Origin of the sequence: Caballeronia sp. LZ032 (genome assembly GCF_031451315.1) — a bacterium.
GTDB lineage: Bacteria > Pseudomonadota > Gammaproteobacteria > Burkholderiales > Burkholderiaceae > Caballeronia.
On sequence record NZ_JARUXP010000005.1, the window covers coordinates 76129 to 91866 of the forward strand.

Below are 15738 nucleotides of genomic sequence, written 5' to 3' on the forward strand. Positions count from 1 at the left end.
CAGCAATTTGATAATCGGATTGTCCGCTCTCTCTGCTCAGGTTCGACAGCGGGACTTGCATCGGCGTCGGTGGCAACGACCGGTGCGCTTCGCGCGGGTCATGCGCCCTACGCCGCGCTGAACGCCGTGGCGCACTGCCTGTGGCCGGACGCAACGTCGCAGGAAACGCCGAGCATCAGATACACGGCGCTCGGGGCAACGATCCACATGGGAAGCGCGGTGTTCTGGGGCGTGCTGTTCGAAGCGCTGTGCGATCGGCGGAGCCGTTCCGCGCGAATCGTAAGCGCTGCCGTGGCGACCGCGCTCATCGCCTATGTGGTCGACTACCACGTCGTGCCTAAACGCTTCACGCCGGGATTCGAGAAGCATTTGTCGAAGCGCTCGCTGGCGATGACCTATGTCGCGCTAGCCGCCGGGTTTGCTATTGCCGCGTTGGCGCGACGCGCGTCCCGCTGACGCATCACAGCGTGCGACACGCCGCTCCACGCGACGCGCTTCGTGCTTCACTCCGAGAGCGGGACATCGAGCACGTGATGCGCGGCGATGACCGAGCGTTCGTTGACGGCCGGCGGCATGGTCGGATCGTGAAGTGTTCTCGACCATCGACGCGATATCGGCCCCGTCCGTGCCAATCGATGAGCGGCCATCGCGGCGTCGATTGTGCTGCTGAAGGCCGCCCGAAAGGGAACGTCATTTGCTCCTACGTGGTGCAAACACATCGAACACATGCGAGGCAAGGGACATGGCCGAATCAGACAACGGCGTTCGCAAGAGCGCCGCATACCCGTATTCGTCGGGTGGATGGGGATCGCTGAAGGCGGTCGCAGGCGCGCTCATCCAGGAAAAGGTGCCGTTGAAGGAAACCACGGTCCTGCTGAAGCAGAACAAGCCCGATGGGTTCGCCTGCGTCAGTTGCTCATGGGCGAAACCAGCCGATCCTCACACGTTCGAGTTCTGCGAAAGCGGCGCGAAGGCGACCGCCTGGGATCTCACCGCGAAACGCATGACGCCGCAGTTTTTCGAGCTTCACACGGTGACGGAACTATGCGCATGGCACGACCACGATCTCGAGGACGCCGGGCGTCTCACCGCGCCCTTGCGATACGACGCCGCGAGCGACAAGTACGTCAGCGTCACGTGGCAGGAAGCGTTCGAGGACATCGGCCGTGAGTTGCGCGCGCTCGATCCGAAGCGCGTTGTCTTCTATGCGTCGGGGCGCGCGTCGCTCGAAACGTCGTACATGTACCAGCTTTTCGCGCGCATGTATGGCACCAACAATCTGCCCGACAGCTCGAACATGTGTCACGAAAGCACGAGCGTCGGATTGAAGGCGGCGATCGGCGTGGGCGTGGGCACCATCAAGCTCGAGGACTTCGAGAAGACCGATCTCATGTTCTTCTTCGGGCAGAACGTCGGCACCAACAGTCCGCGCATGCTGCATCAGCTACAGGACGCGAGAAAGCGCGGGGTGCCGATCATCACGTTCAATCCCTTGCGCGAGCCGGGGCTTATCAAGTTCGCTAATCCGCAATCTCCCCTCGAGATGATGACACCGGCGCATACGGTGATCAGCACGCAATATCATCAGGTGAAGACGGGCGGCGACACGGCCGCGATGCTCGGCATCTGCAAGGCCGTCATTCACGCCGACGACCGCGCGATGGAACTCGGCGAACCGCGCGTGCTCGATGTCGCGTTCATCGAGACGCATACGATCGGCTTCGAAGCCTTCGCGGATTATGTGCGCGCCGCGTCCTGGGGCGACATCGAGCGCGTGGCGGGACTTCCGCGCGCCGATCTCGAAGCGGCAGCCGCGGAATACATGCGCGCAAAGGCGGTGATGGCGCACTACGGCATGGGCATCACGCAACATCGGCAAGGCGTGCAGAACGTCCGCATGCTGTGCAATCTGCTCTTTCTGCGCGGAAATATCGGCAAGCCCGGCGCGGGGCCGTCGCCGGTGCGCGGGCATTCGAACGTGCAAGGGCAGCGAACGGTCGGCATCACGGAGAAGCCGGAACTCGCGCCGCTCGACAAGCTCGCGAGCCAGTTCAACTTCGAGCCGCCGCGCGAGAAGGGCATGAATATCGTCGAAGCCTTCGAAGCGATGCTCGACGGCCAAGTCAGCGCGGTCATCAATCTAGGCGGCAATCTCGTGCGTTCGGTGCCGGACCGCTTTCGCATCGAACCGGCATGGCGCGAACTGGAACTCGTGGTCAATGTCGCGACGAAGCTCAATCGCAGTCACCTCGTTCACGGCAAAAAGTCGTACATCCTGCCGTGCCTGAGCCGCATCGAAATCGATACGCAGGCGAGCGGCGCCCAGGCCGTATCGATGGAAGACAGCACCGGCTGCATTCACGGCTCGCGCGGCGTGGCCGAGCCGGCCTCGCCCGATGCGCGCTCCGAGCCATATATCGTCGCAGAGCTGGCGAAGCATACGCTCGGAGAGCGCTCGACCATCGACTGGGGTCGCTGGCGCAACGACTATGCGCTGGTGCGCGACGAGATCGCGAAGACGTATCCCGAGACCTTTCACGACTTCAACGAAAGAATGTGGACTCCCGGCGGATTTCCGCGCAATCTGCCGGCGCGCGAACGCAAATGGAAAACGAAGAGCGGCAAGGCTGAGTTCGCCGTGCCTGAAACGCTCGGCGAAGATCCCGACATGCCCGAGCGCGAGCCGCGATCGCTGCGGCTCATGACCATGCGCAGCGACAGTCAGTTCAACACGACGATCTACAGCCTCGACGATCGCTTTCGCGGCGTGAGCGGCGATCGCATGGTGATCTTCATGTGCGAGGCCGACATGACGCGTCACGGCCTGCGAAAGGACGACCGCATAACGTTGCAGACCATCGTCGACGATGGCTTCGAGCGGCGCGTCGCGGGTCTGCGCATCCAGCCGTACGACATACCGCAGAGATGCATCGCCGGTTATTTTCCCGAGTGCAATCCGCTGTTGCCACTATGGCACTGCGCGAAGGAAAGCAAGGTGCCCGGCGCGAAGTCGATTCCGGTTCATATCGTCGAGGTGAACGGCACGGCGCGCGAACCGTGAGGGGCGACGCGATATCTGCGGCGCGCGGAAGCGGGCCGCAGACAGTGCGCGAAGGCGCGCGCGCCGATCGACATCAACGCGAACGATGCGAGCGGAAACGCGGTATTCGCCGCGATCGCGCCGGGCCGGCGTGGCTGAACAGCTTAGCGGCGGCGTCCTTGTACCCGTTCGAACGTTCTTAGGCCGAGAAGTCGCATTGCTTGCACTGGTCGCATTCGCCACAGATGATCGTGAACGGCACGACCACGCGATCGTCGATTTTTAGCGCCGTGTTGTCTTGGCCAACTTCAACTACTTCCCGATGAATTCTTGACGCATGACGCCGCCGGGTTTCATGCCGGGCATGAAGCCGTCGACCAAAATGAAATCCGAGCCGCAGATCGACACCTCGATAATCGCATCGCGGCCATGCTCGATGCGCGGAGACCCGTGTCGTATTGAATGTCCTTCTAGCAGTGCCAGATGAGTGCTTTCACGGACGCCTCGGGCGGTTTTCCTGTAACGGCGGCCGCGCTGTCGTGAGCCTAGGCACCGTTGTTGGACTTTCCCGGTCTGCCGCTGCGGCTTGCGGGCTCGAGGTCGGGATCGACGTGATCGTGTTCGGGGACGTACGGGCCTTCCTCGGGATGATCCTTTCCCTTGGGCACGAGACTCGGGTCGATGTTGCCGTGCTCACGCTGTTCGATGGTGCCGTCGCGCTTTTCCTTCACATCGCCTTCACCAAGCGCCTTTCGGCGCTCGTCCGCACGTTCGACGGGATCAGATGGTTCGTTTTGCATGGCCTGCTCCTTCAGCACTGTCCTGCTGTCCCATTCGAGCAATCGATATACCTCGATTGCCGTGCGCGCACGCCTTGTCGCGGACCGGCCAAGGCGCTTACGCCATTGCCTGACGGCACTGAGCGCTGCGCGCTTGCATGGCCTCGGTTACCGCGCGAAAATGCCGCACTGTCCGCGTGAGCCCTTCATCGAGCGCGGTCGTAGGCATCCACCCCAACACCTCGCGCGCCATCGAAATATCCGGTTGACGATGCCACGGATCATCCATCGGCAGAGGCTTGAACACGATCTCCGACGACGACCCTGTCAGCTCAACGATGCGCCGCGCGATATCGAGCATCGAAAGTTCATGCGGGTTCCCCAGATTCACCGGCCCGGTAAATTCCTCGGGCGTGTTCATGAGGCGAATGAACGCATCGATCATGTCGTCGACATAGCAGAACGAGCGCGTCTGCGTGCCTTCGCCGTACACGGTGATCGGCTCGCCGGAAAGCGCCTGCATCACGAAGTTGGACACCACGCGCCCATCCGATGGATGCATGCGCGGCCCGTACGCGTTGAAGATGCGCGCGATCTTGATCGAAAGTCCATGCTGCCGCCGATAATCCATGAAGAGCGTTTCCGCGCAGCGCTTGCCTTCGTCATAACACGATCGCGGGCCGATCGGATTCACGTTGCCCCAATACGCTTCCTGCTGCGGATGCACGTGCGCATCGCCATACACTTCGCTCGTCGATGCCTGGAAGATTCGCGCGTGAACCCGCTTCGCAAGCCCGAGCATGTTGATCGCGCCGTGCACGCTCGTCTTCGTCGTCTGCACGGGATCGTGCTGGTAATGAATCGGCGAAGCCGGGCACGCAAGGTTATAGATTTCATCGACTTCCACATAGAGCGGAAACGTCACGTCGTGACGCATGATTTCGAAGTTCGGGCTATCGAGCAGATGCGCGATGTTGTCCTTCGTGCCGGTGTAGAAGTTATCGACGCACAGCACGTCATGACCCAGCGCCAGCAGCCGCTCGCACAGATGCGAGCCGAGAAAGCCCGCGCCGCCCGTCACCAGAATCCGCTTTCTATACGCTTCTCTCATGTCGTCATGTCCTATCTGATTGATCCGCTAGCTGCATACGTAGCGCAAAGCCTCGTCCCAGTCGCGGGCGAAACGGTCGATATGAAAGCGTTCGAGCGCGGTTCGCCGCGCGCCTTCGCCGAGACGCCGCGCTTCGGCGGGATCGCGCAGCAGGTGCTGCATCGCACCGATGAGCGCCTCCGTATCGGTATGGATGAAGCCGCTTTCGCCGGTGCGGATCACGGTGGATAGCTCGGTCGTCGCGAGTCCGACGATCGGCATGCCTATCGTCATGGCCTCGACGATGGCCAGCCCGAGGCTCGTCCAGCGAATCGGATTGAAGAAGAAGCGATAACGTGCGGCGAAAGCCGCCAATTCCAGATTGCCGATTTCGCCGATGCCGCCCGCCGACTGCGCATCCATTCCGACGAGATCGAGCGGCACGCGCGCGGCAGCTTGTGCATAGACGTCGTTGCCGAGGCGCCTGCCGCGCTGGCGCAGATGATTGATTACCGCGATGCCGCGTTCCAGCTCGCCGCTATAACGCACGTCGTCCGGCACGATCACGCCATGCTCGATGACGCGCGTCGGCGTCTCGCCGCTATCCCACATCAGCCGGTTGAAGTGCGTGACATGCACGAGCAGCGTGTCGCGTTCCTGCACCCAATGCTTCTGTTCGAACGCGTTTTCCTGCGGCGGATCATGCTCGATATAGACGCGCGGCAAGCGCCGTTGCGCATCAGTGAGCAGGTTGAGTCGATCGTCGTCCCATTGACGCTTGTGCTGAAACAGCACGACATCGAAGGATTGCGACGGCACTTCGCTTGCCGGAATCTCATGTACGTTCGCGCCGAACGGCAACGCGCCCGCCGTGCCCGCATATCCCGGCGGATAACCGGGACGCGTAACCAGATAGAAGTCGTGCGGCGCCTGGCTCAGGTAATACAGATAATTGCCGTGGATATGCCAAGTGAGCACACGCAAGCGCCGGGAACTAGTCGTGGGCATGAAGAAGCGTCTCCTCTCGAATGGTGTGCGCAAGCTGTGCGAAGGCGGCATCGATCACGGCGCGCACGCTCACGTTGAGCGCGCATTCGTGGCCGTAGGGACAGTCGCGAAACGCGCAAGGCCGGCACGCAGGCCAGTCCGCGAGCACGCGATGACGCGCGTGATCGAGCGGCGCCCAGCGGCGCGTATCGCTTCCGGATGCGATGACGACACTCGGCGTTCGCATCGCTGCTGCGACATGCGAAAGCCCCGTGTCGTTGCAAACGATGAGTCGCGCCCTCGCGACGAGCGCGGCCAGCGCGCCCAGCGACGTGCGTCCGGCGAGATCGATCGCGTGCGCGCCGGCATCGTGCGCGACGCGAGCGGTCAGCGACGCTTCACCCGCGCCGCCCGTGACCGCGATCTGCCATCCCGCTTGAGACAACGCGCGCGCCACTTCGCCGAAGCGCTCGACGGGCCATCGGCGTGAAGGCAACTGTGCGCCGGGATGAACGAGCACGAGCCTGTCGCAATCGATCGCACATGCGTCGATGAGCGCATCGCATTCGCGTGTGTCGTCATCAGTCAGGTGAATCTCCAGATCGAGCGCATCCGCGTCGATGCCGAGCCATTGCATCAATGCGGTATAGCGCGCGGGCTCGGGCAGTTCGTCGGGCCACGGCATGAATGCGCCTTCGCGCATGCGTTCATCGGGCTTGAGAAAGCCTGCGTTCAACCGCGCGCCCATGCCTTCGACGATATCGTTCGCCACGCCGCCGCTGCCATGCAACTGGATCGCGAGATCGAAGCGGCGTTCGCTCAGCGCGCGCAGAAATGCGGGCAAATGCGCATCGGTTTCTTCCTGTTCGGGAAAGCCGATTGCACCGGGAAACACGATCAGCTCATCGAGCAGATGCGCGTATCGTTCGATGAAACTATTCGCCCAAGGCAAACCGACGAGCGCGATAAGCGCATGCGGATGAGCACGCCGCAATGCGCGCAGCGCGGGCACGGCGCACAGCATGTCGCCGAGTTGCAGCGCGCGAAAGATCACGATGCGTTCGATCATGGAAAGAACACCCTGAACTTGAACGCACCGCGAATGCGCCAGTAGATCGATAAATACGGAATGATCGCCGATGTCCATAACATTTCGGCGATGTGCGCGGGCGTGCGCGACGTCGTTTTCAATCGCCGCATGGCGAACCATAACGTCATCGCGATCGATGCGATCGCAGCCAGCGCGGCGATGCGCGGCGCATCCGCGATCAACGACACGATCACGACGACGAGCGCCGCGAGCATTGCATAGTAGAGTAGCGGCGGACCGCGCCGGATGCGCTCGCGAAAGAGCGCGGGATGCTTCTTGTAGAGCAGCGCGTCGAACTGGCTCTTCTTCTGCTGCGAAATGCACACGCCCCAGCGCGCGCGGCGTACGGGATGCAGCACCATCGCGTCCTCCGCGCGAGCGATTCCGAACCCCGCGCGCATCAACGCGAATTGCAGGTCGGAGTCCTCGCGCCATGCCGATGTAAAGCGCGCGTCGAAGCCGCCCGTGCGTTCGAGCGCCGCGCGTGTCGCGAATGCGTTCGCGGTGGCGAACTCCGCGTTCGCGAGTCCGGCGGCGTCGAGCTCGTAGTCGGTCGGATGATCGGGCAGCGGCACGACGATGCGGCCCGATACCGCGTCCGCGCCTTCATCGAGCGCGCGCACGCCGTTGACGAGCCATTGCGGGTCGGGAATTGTGTCGTCGTCGGTGAAGGCGATGCGTCGTGCGAGCGATGCGCGCCAGCCCGCATTGCGCGCGCCTGCCGGACCTTGGCTTCCCGTCACCGGCACGTAGTGGATCTTCGGGCCGCTCTGCGCATACGATGCAGCGAGACGCTGTACGCATGCCCTCGTTGCTTCGTCGGGGCCGTCGTCGCACACGATGATCTCGTAACGCGCCGGATCGTACGCCTGCTCAGCAAGCGCGCGCACGCAGCGTTCGAGCATCGCGGGACGGCGATACGTCGGGACGACCACGGACACATCCGGAATGAAATCGTCGCGTGGCAGAGCGGGCGCATCCATCGCGCTCATCTCGCCGTTCTCGAAGAGACCCGCGTACGTGCTCATGCTCGGGCGCCCGGTTTTTCGATAAGGAACGAGCCGATGACGAGCGCATCGAGCGGCGACGTCCAGAACGATTCGAGCGCATCGCGCGGCGTATTCACCATCGGCTCGCCACGCGTGTTGAATGACGTGTTGACGAGCACCGGCACGCCCGTGCGTTGCTTGAACGCCGCGAGCAGATCGTAGTAGAGCGGGTGCTGCGCGCGATTGACGGTCTGCACGCGCGCGGTGCCATCGATATGCGTGACCGCCGGAATGCGCGCTTTCATCTCTTCGCGCACATCGAAGACAAACAGCATGAACGGCGCGACGCGCGCATCGATGAACCAGTCGGCCGCGTGCTCTTCCATCACGACGGGCGCAACGGGGCGGAAGTCTTCGCGATCCTTGATCTCGTTCAGACGCGCCTGCATGTCCGCGTGAATCGCCGATGCAAGAATCGAGCGCGCGCCGAGCGCACGCGGGCCGAACTCCGTGCGGCCCTGGTACCAGCCGATCACGCGATTCTGCGCGAGAATCTCCGCCGTTTCTTCGGCGATATTCGTGAGCTTGCGATACGGCGCGCGCGCCCATTTCAGGAACGCTTCGATTTCGTCATCGCCGAATTCGGGTCCGAGATACGCGTGATCCATGCGCCACTTGCGGCCGCAGTCGCCCGCCTTCGCGCGTTCCTGATAATCCGTCCACAGCGCGGCGCCCAGTGCGGTGCCGGCGTCGCCGGCCGCGGGCTGAACCCACACTTCATCGAACGGACCGCGATCGCGTAGGCGCGCGTTCATCACGCAATTGAGCGCGACGCCGCCCGCCATCGCGAGATTCGGCAGTCCCGTTTTTTCATGCAGCCACTTCGCGAGTTCGAGCGCGGTTTCTTCGAGCACGGCTTGCAGCGAATGCGCGATATCGAAGTGATGCTGCGTGAGCGGCCCGCCGCGTTCGCGCGCGGGGCCGAAACGATCGACGAGACGCGGCGCATCGACGGTGTAACTTCCGTCATGCCGATACTTCACGATTTCACGGAATTGATCGACATACGCGGGCTTGCCGAACGACGCCAGCGCCATCACCTTGTACTCATCCGATGAATGCAGGAAGCCGAGATAGCCCGTCACGGCTTCATACAGCAAGCCGAGCGAATGCGGCAATTCCACTTGCTTGAGGCGCTTGTATTCGCCCTCGACGAATTGCCCGAGACTCGTCGTCACGCCTTCGCCGCGTCCATCCATCGTGAGCACCGCGGTGTCGTCGAAAGGCGCTGCGAGAAACGCACTCGCTTCATGACACAGATGATGATCGACGTTATGCCAGGCGAAGCGGGGCGCACGTCCGCCGCTCGCGAAACGCCGCTTGAGATGATGCGGCGCGCCGTCGAGCAACTGGTCTTTCGCGTTGACGATATAGCTCAGAAAGAGCGGGTCCCACGGCGATTCCGACGGGTTGCTCAGCGCCTGTGCCGACGGCTTCATCGGCAAGGCGATGCTCGCCTTTGCGTCCTTCGGCATGCCCGAGAAGAGATGCGGATCGTATGAATACGCGATGTGATCCACATCGGCGAGTTCGATGCCCGTTTCCTTGAGGCAATAGTCGATGGCATCGAAAGGAAGCTGCCATGTCGAGAACGGCACGGGGCGCTTCGCATGCTTCACATGCGTGAAGCGCTCGTCTTCGGCGGCCGCGATGACGACGCCATCCTTGACGAGCGCCGCTGCGCTGTCGTGATAGACCGCATTGATTCCCAATGTGTACATGACTAGCTGGCCTGTATGGTCGAGTTGATGAGCGATGCGTTTTCGGAGAGTTCAAGCACCGCGGACACGACCTCGTCCACGCCAACCTGAACGAGGCACGCGTGATGACCTTCGGGACACACGCTGCGATAACACCAGCGGCACGGCACATCGTGATAAAGCACGCGATGCGGCGTTTGCCACGGCATGTGCTGCGGATTCGTGAGCGCGTAGAGATCGACGACAGGCGTGCCGAGCGCCGATGCGAGATGCACCGGCCCGCTGTTGTTCGACAGCAGCACGCGCGCATGCTCGATGAGCGCCGCGAGTTCGCCGAGTTCGAGCGCGCCCGAGAGATCGATCGCACTCGCGCTATCTCCGCATGCTTCGCGGCATAGCGCGCTTTCGCTGGGCGAGCCCGTCACGAGCATCGGCCATTGCAATTGCGTGCCGAGACGTTCGATGACTTGCGCGAAGCGCTCGGTCGGATAGCGGCGCGATGCGGCGGTCGCGCCTGGATGCACGACGATGAACGGCGCATGCAGATCGACGCCGCGTGCGCCGAGCTTTTCCGCGAGCGACGCGGCATCGTCGGGACGCACGTCGAAACGCATTCGCGTATCGGTTGCGCATGCGCCGACTCGCGCGACGAGTGCGAGTTGACGTTCCACTTCATGCCGCGTGCCGTGCTGCGGCTCGGTTTCCTGCACCCAATCGGTTAGAAGGCCATACGGATTCTCGCGACAATGCGCGAGCCGCAGCGGAATGCCGGCGAGATGACACAGCATCGCGGCAGGCAGCGGATTCTGGCTATAGACGCTGAAGATCACGGCCGCATCGAACTGCGATGCCGCGAGGCGCGCGCGCATCGCGAGATCGGCAAGCGCATCGATCGGCGCATCCTGCTTGACCCAGGGCGCGTCGTATTCGATCACGTCGTCGATCGCATCGATGAAAGGCGCCGCAGCCTTGCCCGAACGCGACGCGAGCAGTGTCAGGTGCCGCCCCGGCTGAGCGTTGCGCAACGCGTGCAGCGCGGGCGTGGTCATCAGCACGTCGCCGAGATTGTCGAGACGAATGCACAGCATGCGCTTTACGTCCGCGCCCCAGTCGCGCGCTTCGGTTGCCGCGCTCTTGCGCGCATGCGCCTCGACGACCGGCGGCAGCGTCGATGGATTCACCGGATCGCGCTTCATGCGGGACACTCCGCGGCAACGATCGCCATCGCGGCTTCATACATGTCCTTCACGACGAGGTCCGGGTCGCGACCTTCGCCGTGCAGCCATTCGGTCTCGTTGCCGTTATCGATGAGCACGCTGCGGCATCCCGCACGATGGCCCGCCTCGACATCATCGAGTATGTCGCCGATGAACCAGCTTCGCGAGAGATCGATGCCATGCTCGCGCGCCGCGCGCAGCAACATGCCCGGCGCGGGCTTGCGGCATTCGCATGATTGCGTGTACTCGGGCACGACGCCTCGTGGATGATGCGGGCACCAATAGACATGCGTGAAGGCCGCGCCCGCTTGCGCAGCGAACGCTTGCAGGCGCGTTTCGACCCGATCGAGCGCATGCCGCTCGAACTTGCCAAGCGCCACGCCGCTTTGATTGCTGATGACGAACAGCGGCACGCCATGCGATGCGAACACGCGCAACGCATGGAGCGCACCGGGCGCAAGGCGCATGTGATGCGGATCGACATTCCAGGGCACATCGTCGAGCAGGGTGCCGTCCTTGTCGATGAAAACGGCGGCGCGCGGCGACCGTGGCATCTGCGTCATCGCGATCCTCCGCCCATCGCGACGCGGGCCGCGTCCTGCGATTCGGCGCCGCTCACGCGCGCATAGACCTGCGCGAGCGCCTGTGCGACGCTCGACCACGTGAACATCGCGTTGGCGCGCGCAAGGCCCGCTTCGCCCATGCGTCGTGCGAGTGCCGCATCGCGCTTGAGCGTGGCGATTGCCTGCGCGAGCGCGGCCGGATGCTTCGGCGGCACGAGCAGACCTGTTTCACCGTGCGCCACCGAATAGCGGATGCCGCCCACATCGGCGCCGATCACGGGCGTGCCGCACCCCATCGCTTCGAGCGGCGTGATGCCGAAAGGCTCGTACCACGGCGTCGTCACGAACACATCGGCGGCGTTATAGAAGTGCTTCAAGTCGCTTCGTCCATGACGTCCGGCGAAATGCACATGCTCTTCGATGCCGCATTCCCGCGCGATGCCACGCAGCCTGCCGATCTCGGGCGTCGCGATTTCATTGGCTTCATCCGAATTGCCGCCGACCACGTAAAGCTCGACGCTTTCGTCATGCTCCGCATGGCACACGCCGAGCGCGCGCACGACATTGTCGATGCCCTTGCGCGGCACCATGCGCCCGAGTTGCAGCACGATGAAGCGATCCTGCGGCCAGCCAAGCTGTTCGCGCGCCTGGGCCTTATCGAGCGGATGAAACTCCGCGCGGTCGAAGCCGCATGGCACGAGATCGATGCGCGCGCGATCGGCTCGATAAAGATGAATCAGATCGTTTCCGTCCTGCGGGCATTCGGCGATCACCGAGTCGGAACGCTTCACGAGCTCGTCTTCGATATCGAAGCGCGCATCGGGAAAGCCGTCCGATTCGCCCTGATGCAGCCGCCGCACGCGACCGAGCGCATGAAACGTCGTGACGAGCGGCACGCCGAGGGCGTCCTTGATGCGCAAGCCGACGAGACCCGACATGAAGAAGTTTGCGTGAACGATGTCGTACGACTGCGCCTCCCGCTTCATGAAGTCGATCATGAAGTCAGCGAACGCATCCATGTGTGGCAGAAGCTGTTCCTTCGGCAACTGCACGGGCGGCCCGGCCGGCACGTTGATCACGCGAATGTTTTCGAAGCGCGAGATGAGCGGCAGCAGCGAACGATCGCAGCGCGTGAAGACATCGACATCGTGGCCGATACGCACGAGCTGACGCGCGACATTGGCCACGTAAATATTCTGGCCGCCGCTGTCGACGCCGCCCGCGATCGCCAGCGGCGATGCATGTTCACTGATCAAAGCGATCTTCACGAGAGCCTCTCCGTTATGCGATCCCTTCGGCGTGTCGCGCGACGCGCAATCGCGTGGATCAGTCATCCGGATTCAGCATTTGGCGTGCCACTCGTTGTGAGTGTCGACAGAAGTACGAAACGATTTTCGGTTCGTCGCGCAACGAACCAAATATCGTTTGGTTCGTTGCGCGACCGCAGCCCGTATAGGAGGCGGCGTCAGAAACCCCAACGCCCCACCCCATCCCCCTCTCCTCGGTGGGCTCCCCCCACCCACACCCTATCGTTTGTTGGGGCGGCCCCCCCCGACGCGCGCGCTTTTACGTGGCGCGTGTAGAACCGACAGCGCGTTCGCCGCGCGTCTGGACTCCGCGGCGTGCGTCGTCGTCGTGGACGAGACGCCGCATGAGTTGCACGCGCTCGTCGATCACGCGTCGTCTGCGAAGCGCCCATGCGATGCCCGCGATCAACTCCTTCAGATCGGGCAGCGGCGATGGTTCCGTGAGCAAGAGAGCGATCGCGTCGCGGGTGGCACGCAGCGCTTCGGCCAGCGGCAGACGCATCCACGCGACCCACGAGGCATTGCGTGCGAGCAGCCTGCGTCGTTGCGCGCTGTCGCGCAGCGGAGAAGGATGATGATGAAGCACAAGCTCATCCATATAGACGATCTCGTGGCCTGCGCCAAGCACATCGAGCGAGACGAGCGCCTCTTCTCCGCCGATAAAAAGCCTCGGCTCGTAGCCGCCCGTTTGCCGGAAGACGTCCGTGCGAAACACACACGCGCCCGCCATGAAGCCGATGAGCGCGGATCCAGGCAGCCCGTCGCGCGCGAGCGGACTATCGCGCATGCGCTCGCACGTTTCATCGATTGCGCCGTTTTCGCCGACGACCACCCGTGCATTCAGCACGCCAACGCGCGGCGCGGCATCGAGCACGTCGACGGCACGGGACAGTGAGCCGGGGCTCCACCATGTGTCGTCGTCGCAGAACGCGACGTATTCCGTTTCGGCGCGCGCGACGCCGAGATTGCGGCCGGCCGCGCCCAAATTGCGCGGCGCGAGGACGAGCTTCACGAACGGAAAGTTCGTCGCGATGCGCTCGGCGGTACCGTCGGTCGAGGCATTATCTACCGCGATGATCTCGATGCGATCGGGCAGCGCGGCAAGTCTTGCAAGCGTGTCAAGAACCTGATCGTCACGGTTGTAAGTCAGCACGACGACGGAGAGTCGTGCGCGGTCCGCGTCGGGAAGAACGACTCGTTCATCGGTCATGGCGTGCGGTCTGCAAGCTCCAGAAGCGCTCTGTCGCGAAGACATCGTCGTAACCGTTCAGGCCAAACGCCTTCAGTTGGCTAATATAGCGGCTCACGGCGCGCTGCTTCGCTCCTTGATGTCGGGCGAGCGCGGCCGTATCGATGCGCTCGGATACGGGCGTCGCGATGATGCCGCAAGCGGCCAGATCGGCAAGGCGCGTCTGCACGAGCCCGTCCATGCGCCGATATAAAGCGTCCTCATACGCGAGGCAGGCGAGCGTTGGATCGGCGAGCCATGCCTTGCGGCACGCGCGATGCACAAGGTCGTGATCCGAATGAAAGAGACCCAGCGGAACCACGAGCGCACGGCAGGCCGTCGCCCGGATCACATCGAGCAGGGCCGCAACTATTTCATCGTGCGAGGCGGGGCTATCGCCTGCATATTGCGAATCGAGAAAGCCGAGATGGATGGGGCGCGCACCGAGCACGTCGAGCGCGGCGGCGTCTTCGGCGCGGCGCGCGTGCATGGCCTGATGCGCGTCCGTTAAGCCGCACTGCGCGTCCCAGTCGGTGACGAGCGCATTGTGCGGCACGCCCGCGAGAACCGTGCAGACGATCGAATCGGTCGCACCGGCGATGGCGGCGCCGCAACTGAAGACGGCATCGTCGAGATGGGGCGAGATGACGAGCAAGGGGTCATTGGCGTGCGGCATGGGCGTACCTTTCGGTGTCGGCATGCGCGGCACCGTGCAATGCCCGTGCCGCGCGCCTTCACCGTGCGTCGATGAGGCGGGGTGCTGCGTGGCGGTGATGGGCGAGTCCGGCCGAAACGTCAGTCCCCGTCTGCAATCGGGTTCCTGGTGAATCGTGTGGACACGCGCTGAAGCGCGGCATGAGGGCGAGGCAGACGCAAAGGGCTGGGCGAGAGCAAGGCGCTGACCTGACGTGAGACAGTACCGCCGTCAACGTGACCCGAAACCTATGTGACGTTCAACCTCGCTTGGACCTGCTGGACGCCGCTTGCACGCCCGCGTGATCAGCAGGCACGGCCCCCTGACGTGGACAAGCCGCCCACCCGGTGACTGACAGGCGCGCGGCGCTTCCTCGAGTTGGCGCGTTAGCTGGACTGGTTCGTCGAACTCGGGCTAGAGATCGACGGGCGCGCCGCGTCCTGCGTAAGTTCGCATATGGCTAACGCGACACGAGCATGCCAACAATTAAGCCCCCTAATCCAGCCATGACGATTGCCTTCCAGGGATTGTCATGCACGAAATCATCTGTCGTGTCGCTCGCAGCCCTGTAGTTTTTTACTACGACGCTCTTCATATCAGCGAGCTTTTCTTTTGCGGTTGCCCGTGCCTCACCACCGGATGATTTAGCGTCCCACGACTGGGATGCTTCCCGGAAATCGCCATCGCCGACGGTTGCGGACGATGCAGTATCTGCCTCAGAGGCGCCGTGATTCGCGCTCGTCGGAAATTCATAGGTCTTGTCGGCCTTCTCCGTGACGAGCGAATTGACCGGTTCAAGACCGTCGGTGTTTGCCATGACTTCCTCCAAAAGGGTGTTCGGGCATTGAGCCAACCAGTCGTGTTGTGGCATCAATCCGTGAAGTAAACTCTATTGCCGCAATCGCGATCGGGCAGCGTGCGCATTGGGCAGATGAAGTCCGAAAACAAAGGGGACTGCGCAAATGTTCCGCGGGCCGTCCCCGACCTTCAATGG

General features: G+C 63.2%; 14 protein-coding genes and 1 pseudogene. 2 read left to right on the forward strand and 13 right to left on the reverse strand.

Annotation, left to right across the window (positions count from 1 at the left end; all coding sequences use genetic code 11):
• The first annotated feature begins 69 nt into the window (after positions 1-69).
• Together QCE69_RS34890 and QCE69_RS34895 are read left to right on the forward strand one after the other, a co-directional pair.
• On the forward strand, positions 70-456 hold the full coding sequence (locus tag QCE69_RS34890; RefSeq protein ID WP_309935507.1) for a hypothetical protein: 387 nt from the start codon (positions 70-72) through the stop codon (positions 454-456).
• A 286-nt stretch (positions 457-742) separates the two neighbouring features.
• On the forward strand, positions 743-3061 hold the full coding sequence (locus QCE69_RS34895; protein ID WP_309935508.1) for an FdhF/YdeP family oxidoreductase: 2319 nt from the start codon (positions 743-745) through the stop codon (positions 3059-3061).
• Between the two features lie 181 nt (positions 3062-3242).
• On the opposite strand, the pseudogene QCE69_RS34900 reads toward QCE69_RS34895, so the two are convergent.
• The 13 genes and pseudogenes from QCE69_RS34900 to QCE69_RS34960 all read right to left on the reverse strand — a co-directional run.
• Positions 3243-3523 (reverse strand): annotated as a pseudogene (locus tag QCE69_RS34900) (alcohol dehydrogenase catalytic domain-containing protein); the annotation flags it as partial.
• Positions 3524-3585: 62 nt separating this feature from the next.
• On the reverse strand, positions 3586-3840 hold the full coding sequence (locus QCE69_RS34905) for a hypothetical protein (RefSeq protein WP_309935765.1): 255 nt from the start codon (positions 3838-3840) through the stop codon (positions 3586-3588).
• 97 nt (positions 3841-3937) lie between these two features.
• Positions 3938-4930, reverse strand: coding sequence for an SDR family oxidoreductase (locus QCE69_RS34910; RefSeq protein WP_309935509.1), 993 nt, complete (start codon positions 4928-4930; stop codon positions 3938-3940).
• A gap of 27 nt (positions 4931-4957) precedes the next feature.
• Positions 4958-5917 (reverse strand): glycosyltransferase family 4 protein, encoded by a 960-nt coding sequence (locus QCE69_RS34915; RefSeq protein WP_309935510.1) that lies wholly within the window; start codon positions 5915-5917, stop codon positions 4958-4960.
• Complete coding sequence (locus tag QCE69_RS34920) at positions 5904-6965, reverse strand: glycosyltransferase family 9 protein (protein WP_309935511.1); 1062 nt, start codon at positions 6963-6965, stop codon at positions 5904-5906. The genes QCE69_RS34915 and QCE69_RS34920 overlap by 14 nt, the downstream gene beginning before the upstream one ends.
• On the reverse strand, positions 6962-7978 hold the full coding sequence (locus tag QCE69_RS34925) for a glycosyltransferase family A protein (RefSeq protein ID WP_309935766.1): 1017 nt from the start codon (positions 7976-7978) through the stop codon (positions 6962-6964). The genes QCE69_RS34920 and QCE69_RS34925 overlap by 4 nt, the downstream gene beginning before the upstream one ends.
• Before the next feature lie 32 nt (positions 7979-8010).
• The gene (locus tag QCE69_RS34930) at positions 8011-9756 is read right to left on the reverse strand and encodes a carbamoyltransferase C-terminal domain-containing protein (protein WP_309935512.1); all 1746 of its coding nucleotides are present in this window, start codon (positions 9754-9756) and stop codon (positions 8011-8013) included.
• Positions 9757-9758: 2 nt separating this feature from the next.
• Positions 9759-10931 (reverse strand): glycosyltransferase family 9 protein, encoded by a 1173-nt coding sequence (locus QCE69_RS34935; RefSeq protein WP_309935513.1) that lies wholly within the window; start codon positions 10929-10931, stop codon positions 9759-9761.
• Positions 10928-11515 (reverse strand): D-glycero-alpha-D-manno-heptose-1,7-bisphosphate 7-phosphatase, encoded by a 588-nt coding sequence (locus tag QCE69_RS34940; RefSeq protein WP_409021265.1) that lies wholly within the window; start codon positions 11513-11515, stop codon positions 10928-10930. Before QCE69_RS34940 ends, QCE69_RS34935 begins: the two co-directional genes overlap by 4 nt.
• Positions 11512-12783: a glycosyltransferase family 1 protein gene (locus QCE69_RS34945; protein ID WP_309935514.1), complete on the reverse strand. Its 1272-nt coding sequence runs from the start codon at positions 12781-12783 to the stop codon at positions 11512-11514. The genes QCE69_RS34940 and QCE69_RS34945 overlap by 4 nt, the downstream gene beginning before the upstream one ends.
• A gap of 298 nt (positions 12784-13081) precedes the next feature.
• Positions 13082-14032 carry a glycosyltransferase gene (locus tag QCE69_RS34950; RefSeq protein WP_309935515.1) on the reverse strand — a complete coding sequence of 317 codons (951 nt, stop codon included), beginning with the start codon at positions 14030-14032 and terminating at the stop codon, positions 13082-13084.
• Positions 14022-14750 (reverse strand): PIG-L family deacetylase, encoded by a 729-nt coding sequence (locus QCE69_RS34955; RefSeq protein ID WP_309935516.1) that lies wholly within the window; start codon positions 14748-14750, stop codon positions 14022-14024. Before QCE69_RS34955 ends, QCE69_RS34950 begins: the two co-directional genes overlap by 11 nt.
• Positions 14751-15204: 454 nt before the next feature.
• Positions 15205-15561, reverse strand: coding sequence for a YqjD family protein (locus QCE69_RS34960; RefSeq protein ID WP_082852718.1), 357 nt, complete (start codon positions 15559-15561; stop codon positions 15205-15207).
• Positions 15562-15738: the final 177 nt, after the last annotated feature.

Bases quoted from the DNA above. Each gene is read 5' to 3' on its own strand.
- QCE69_RS34895 (WP_309935508.1), top strand. From the start codon at position 743: ATGGCCGAATCAGACAACGGCGTTCGCAAGAGCGCCGCATACCCGTAT.
- QCE69_RS34905 (WP_309935765.1), bottom strand. From the start codon at position 3,840: ATGCAAAACGAACCATCTGATCCCGTCGAACGTGCGGACGAGCGCCGA.
- QCE69_RS34910 (WP_309935509.1), bottom strand. From the start codon at position 4,930: ATGAGAGAAGCGTATAGAAAGCGGATTCTGGTGACGGGCGGCGCGGGC.
- QCE69_RS34915 (WP_309935510.1), bottom strand. From the start codon at position 5,917: ATGCCCACGACTAGTTCCCGGCGCTTGCGTGTGCTCACTTGGCATATC.
- QCE69_RS34920 (WP_309935511.1), bottom strand. From the start codon at position 6,965: ATGATCGAACGCATCGTGATCTTTCGCGCGCTGCAACTCGGCGACATG.
- QCE69_RS34925 (WP_309935766.1), bottom strand. From the start codon at position 7,978: ATGAGCGCGATGGATGCGCCCGCTCTGCCACGCGACGATTTCATTCCG.
- QCE69_RS34930 (WP_309935512.1), bottom strand. From the start codon at position 9,756: ATGTACACATTGGGAATCAATGCGGTCTATCACGACAGCGCAGCGGCG.
- QCE69_RS34935 (WP_309935513.1), bottom strand. From the start codon at position 10,931: ATGAAGCGCGATCCGGTGAATCCATCGACGCTGCCGCCGGTCGTCGAG.
- QCE69_RS34940 (WP_409021265.1), bottom strand. From the start codon at position 11,515: ATGACGCAGATGCCACGGTCGCCGCGCGCCGCCGTTTTCATCGACAAG.
- QCE69_RS34950 (WP_309935515.1), bottom strand. From the start codon at position 14,032: ATGACCGATGAACGAGTCGTTCTTCCCGACGCGGACCGCGCACGACTC.
- QCE69_RS34955 (WP_309935516.1), bottom strand. From the start codon at position 14,750: ATGCCGACACCGAAAGGTACGCCCATGCCGCACGCCAATGACCCCTTG.
- QCE69_RS34960 (WP_082852718.1), bottom strand. From the start codon at position 15,561: ATGGCAAACACCGACGGTCTTGAACCGGTCAATTCGCTCGTCACGGAG.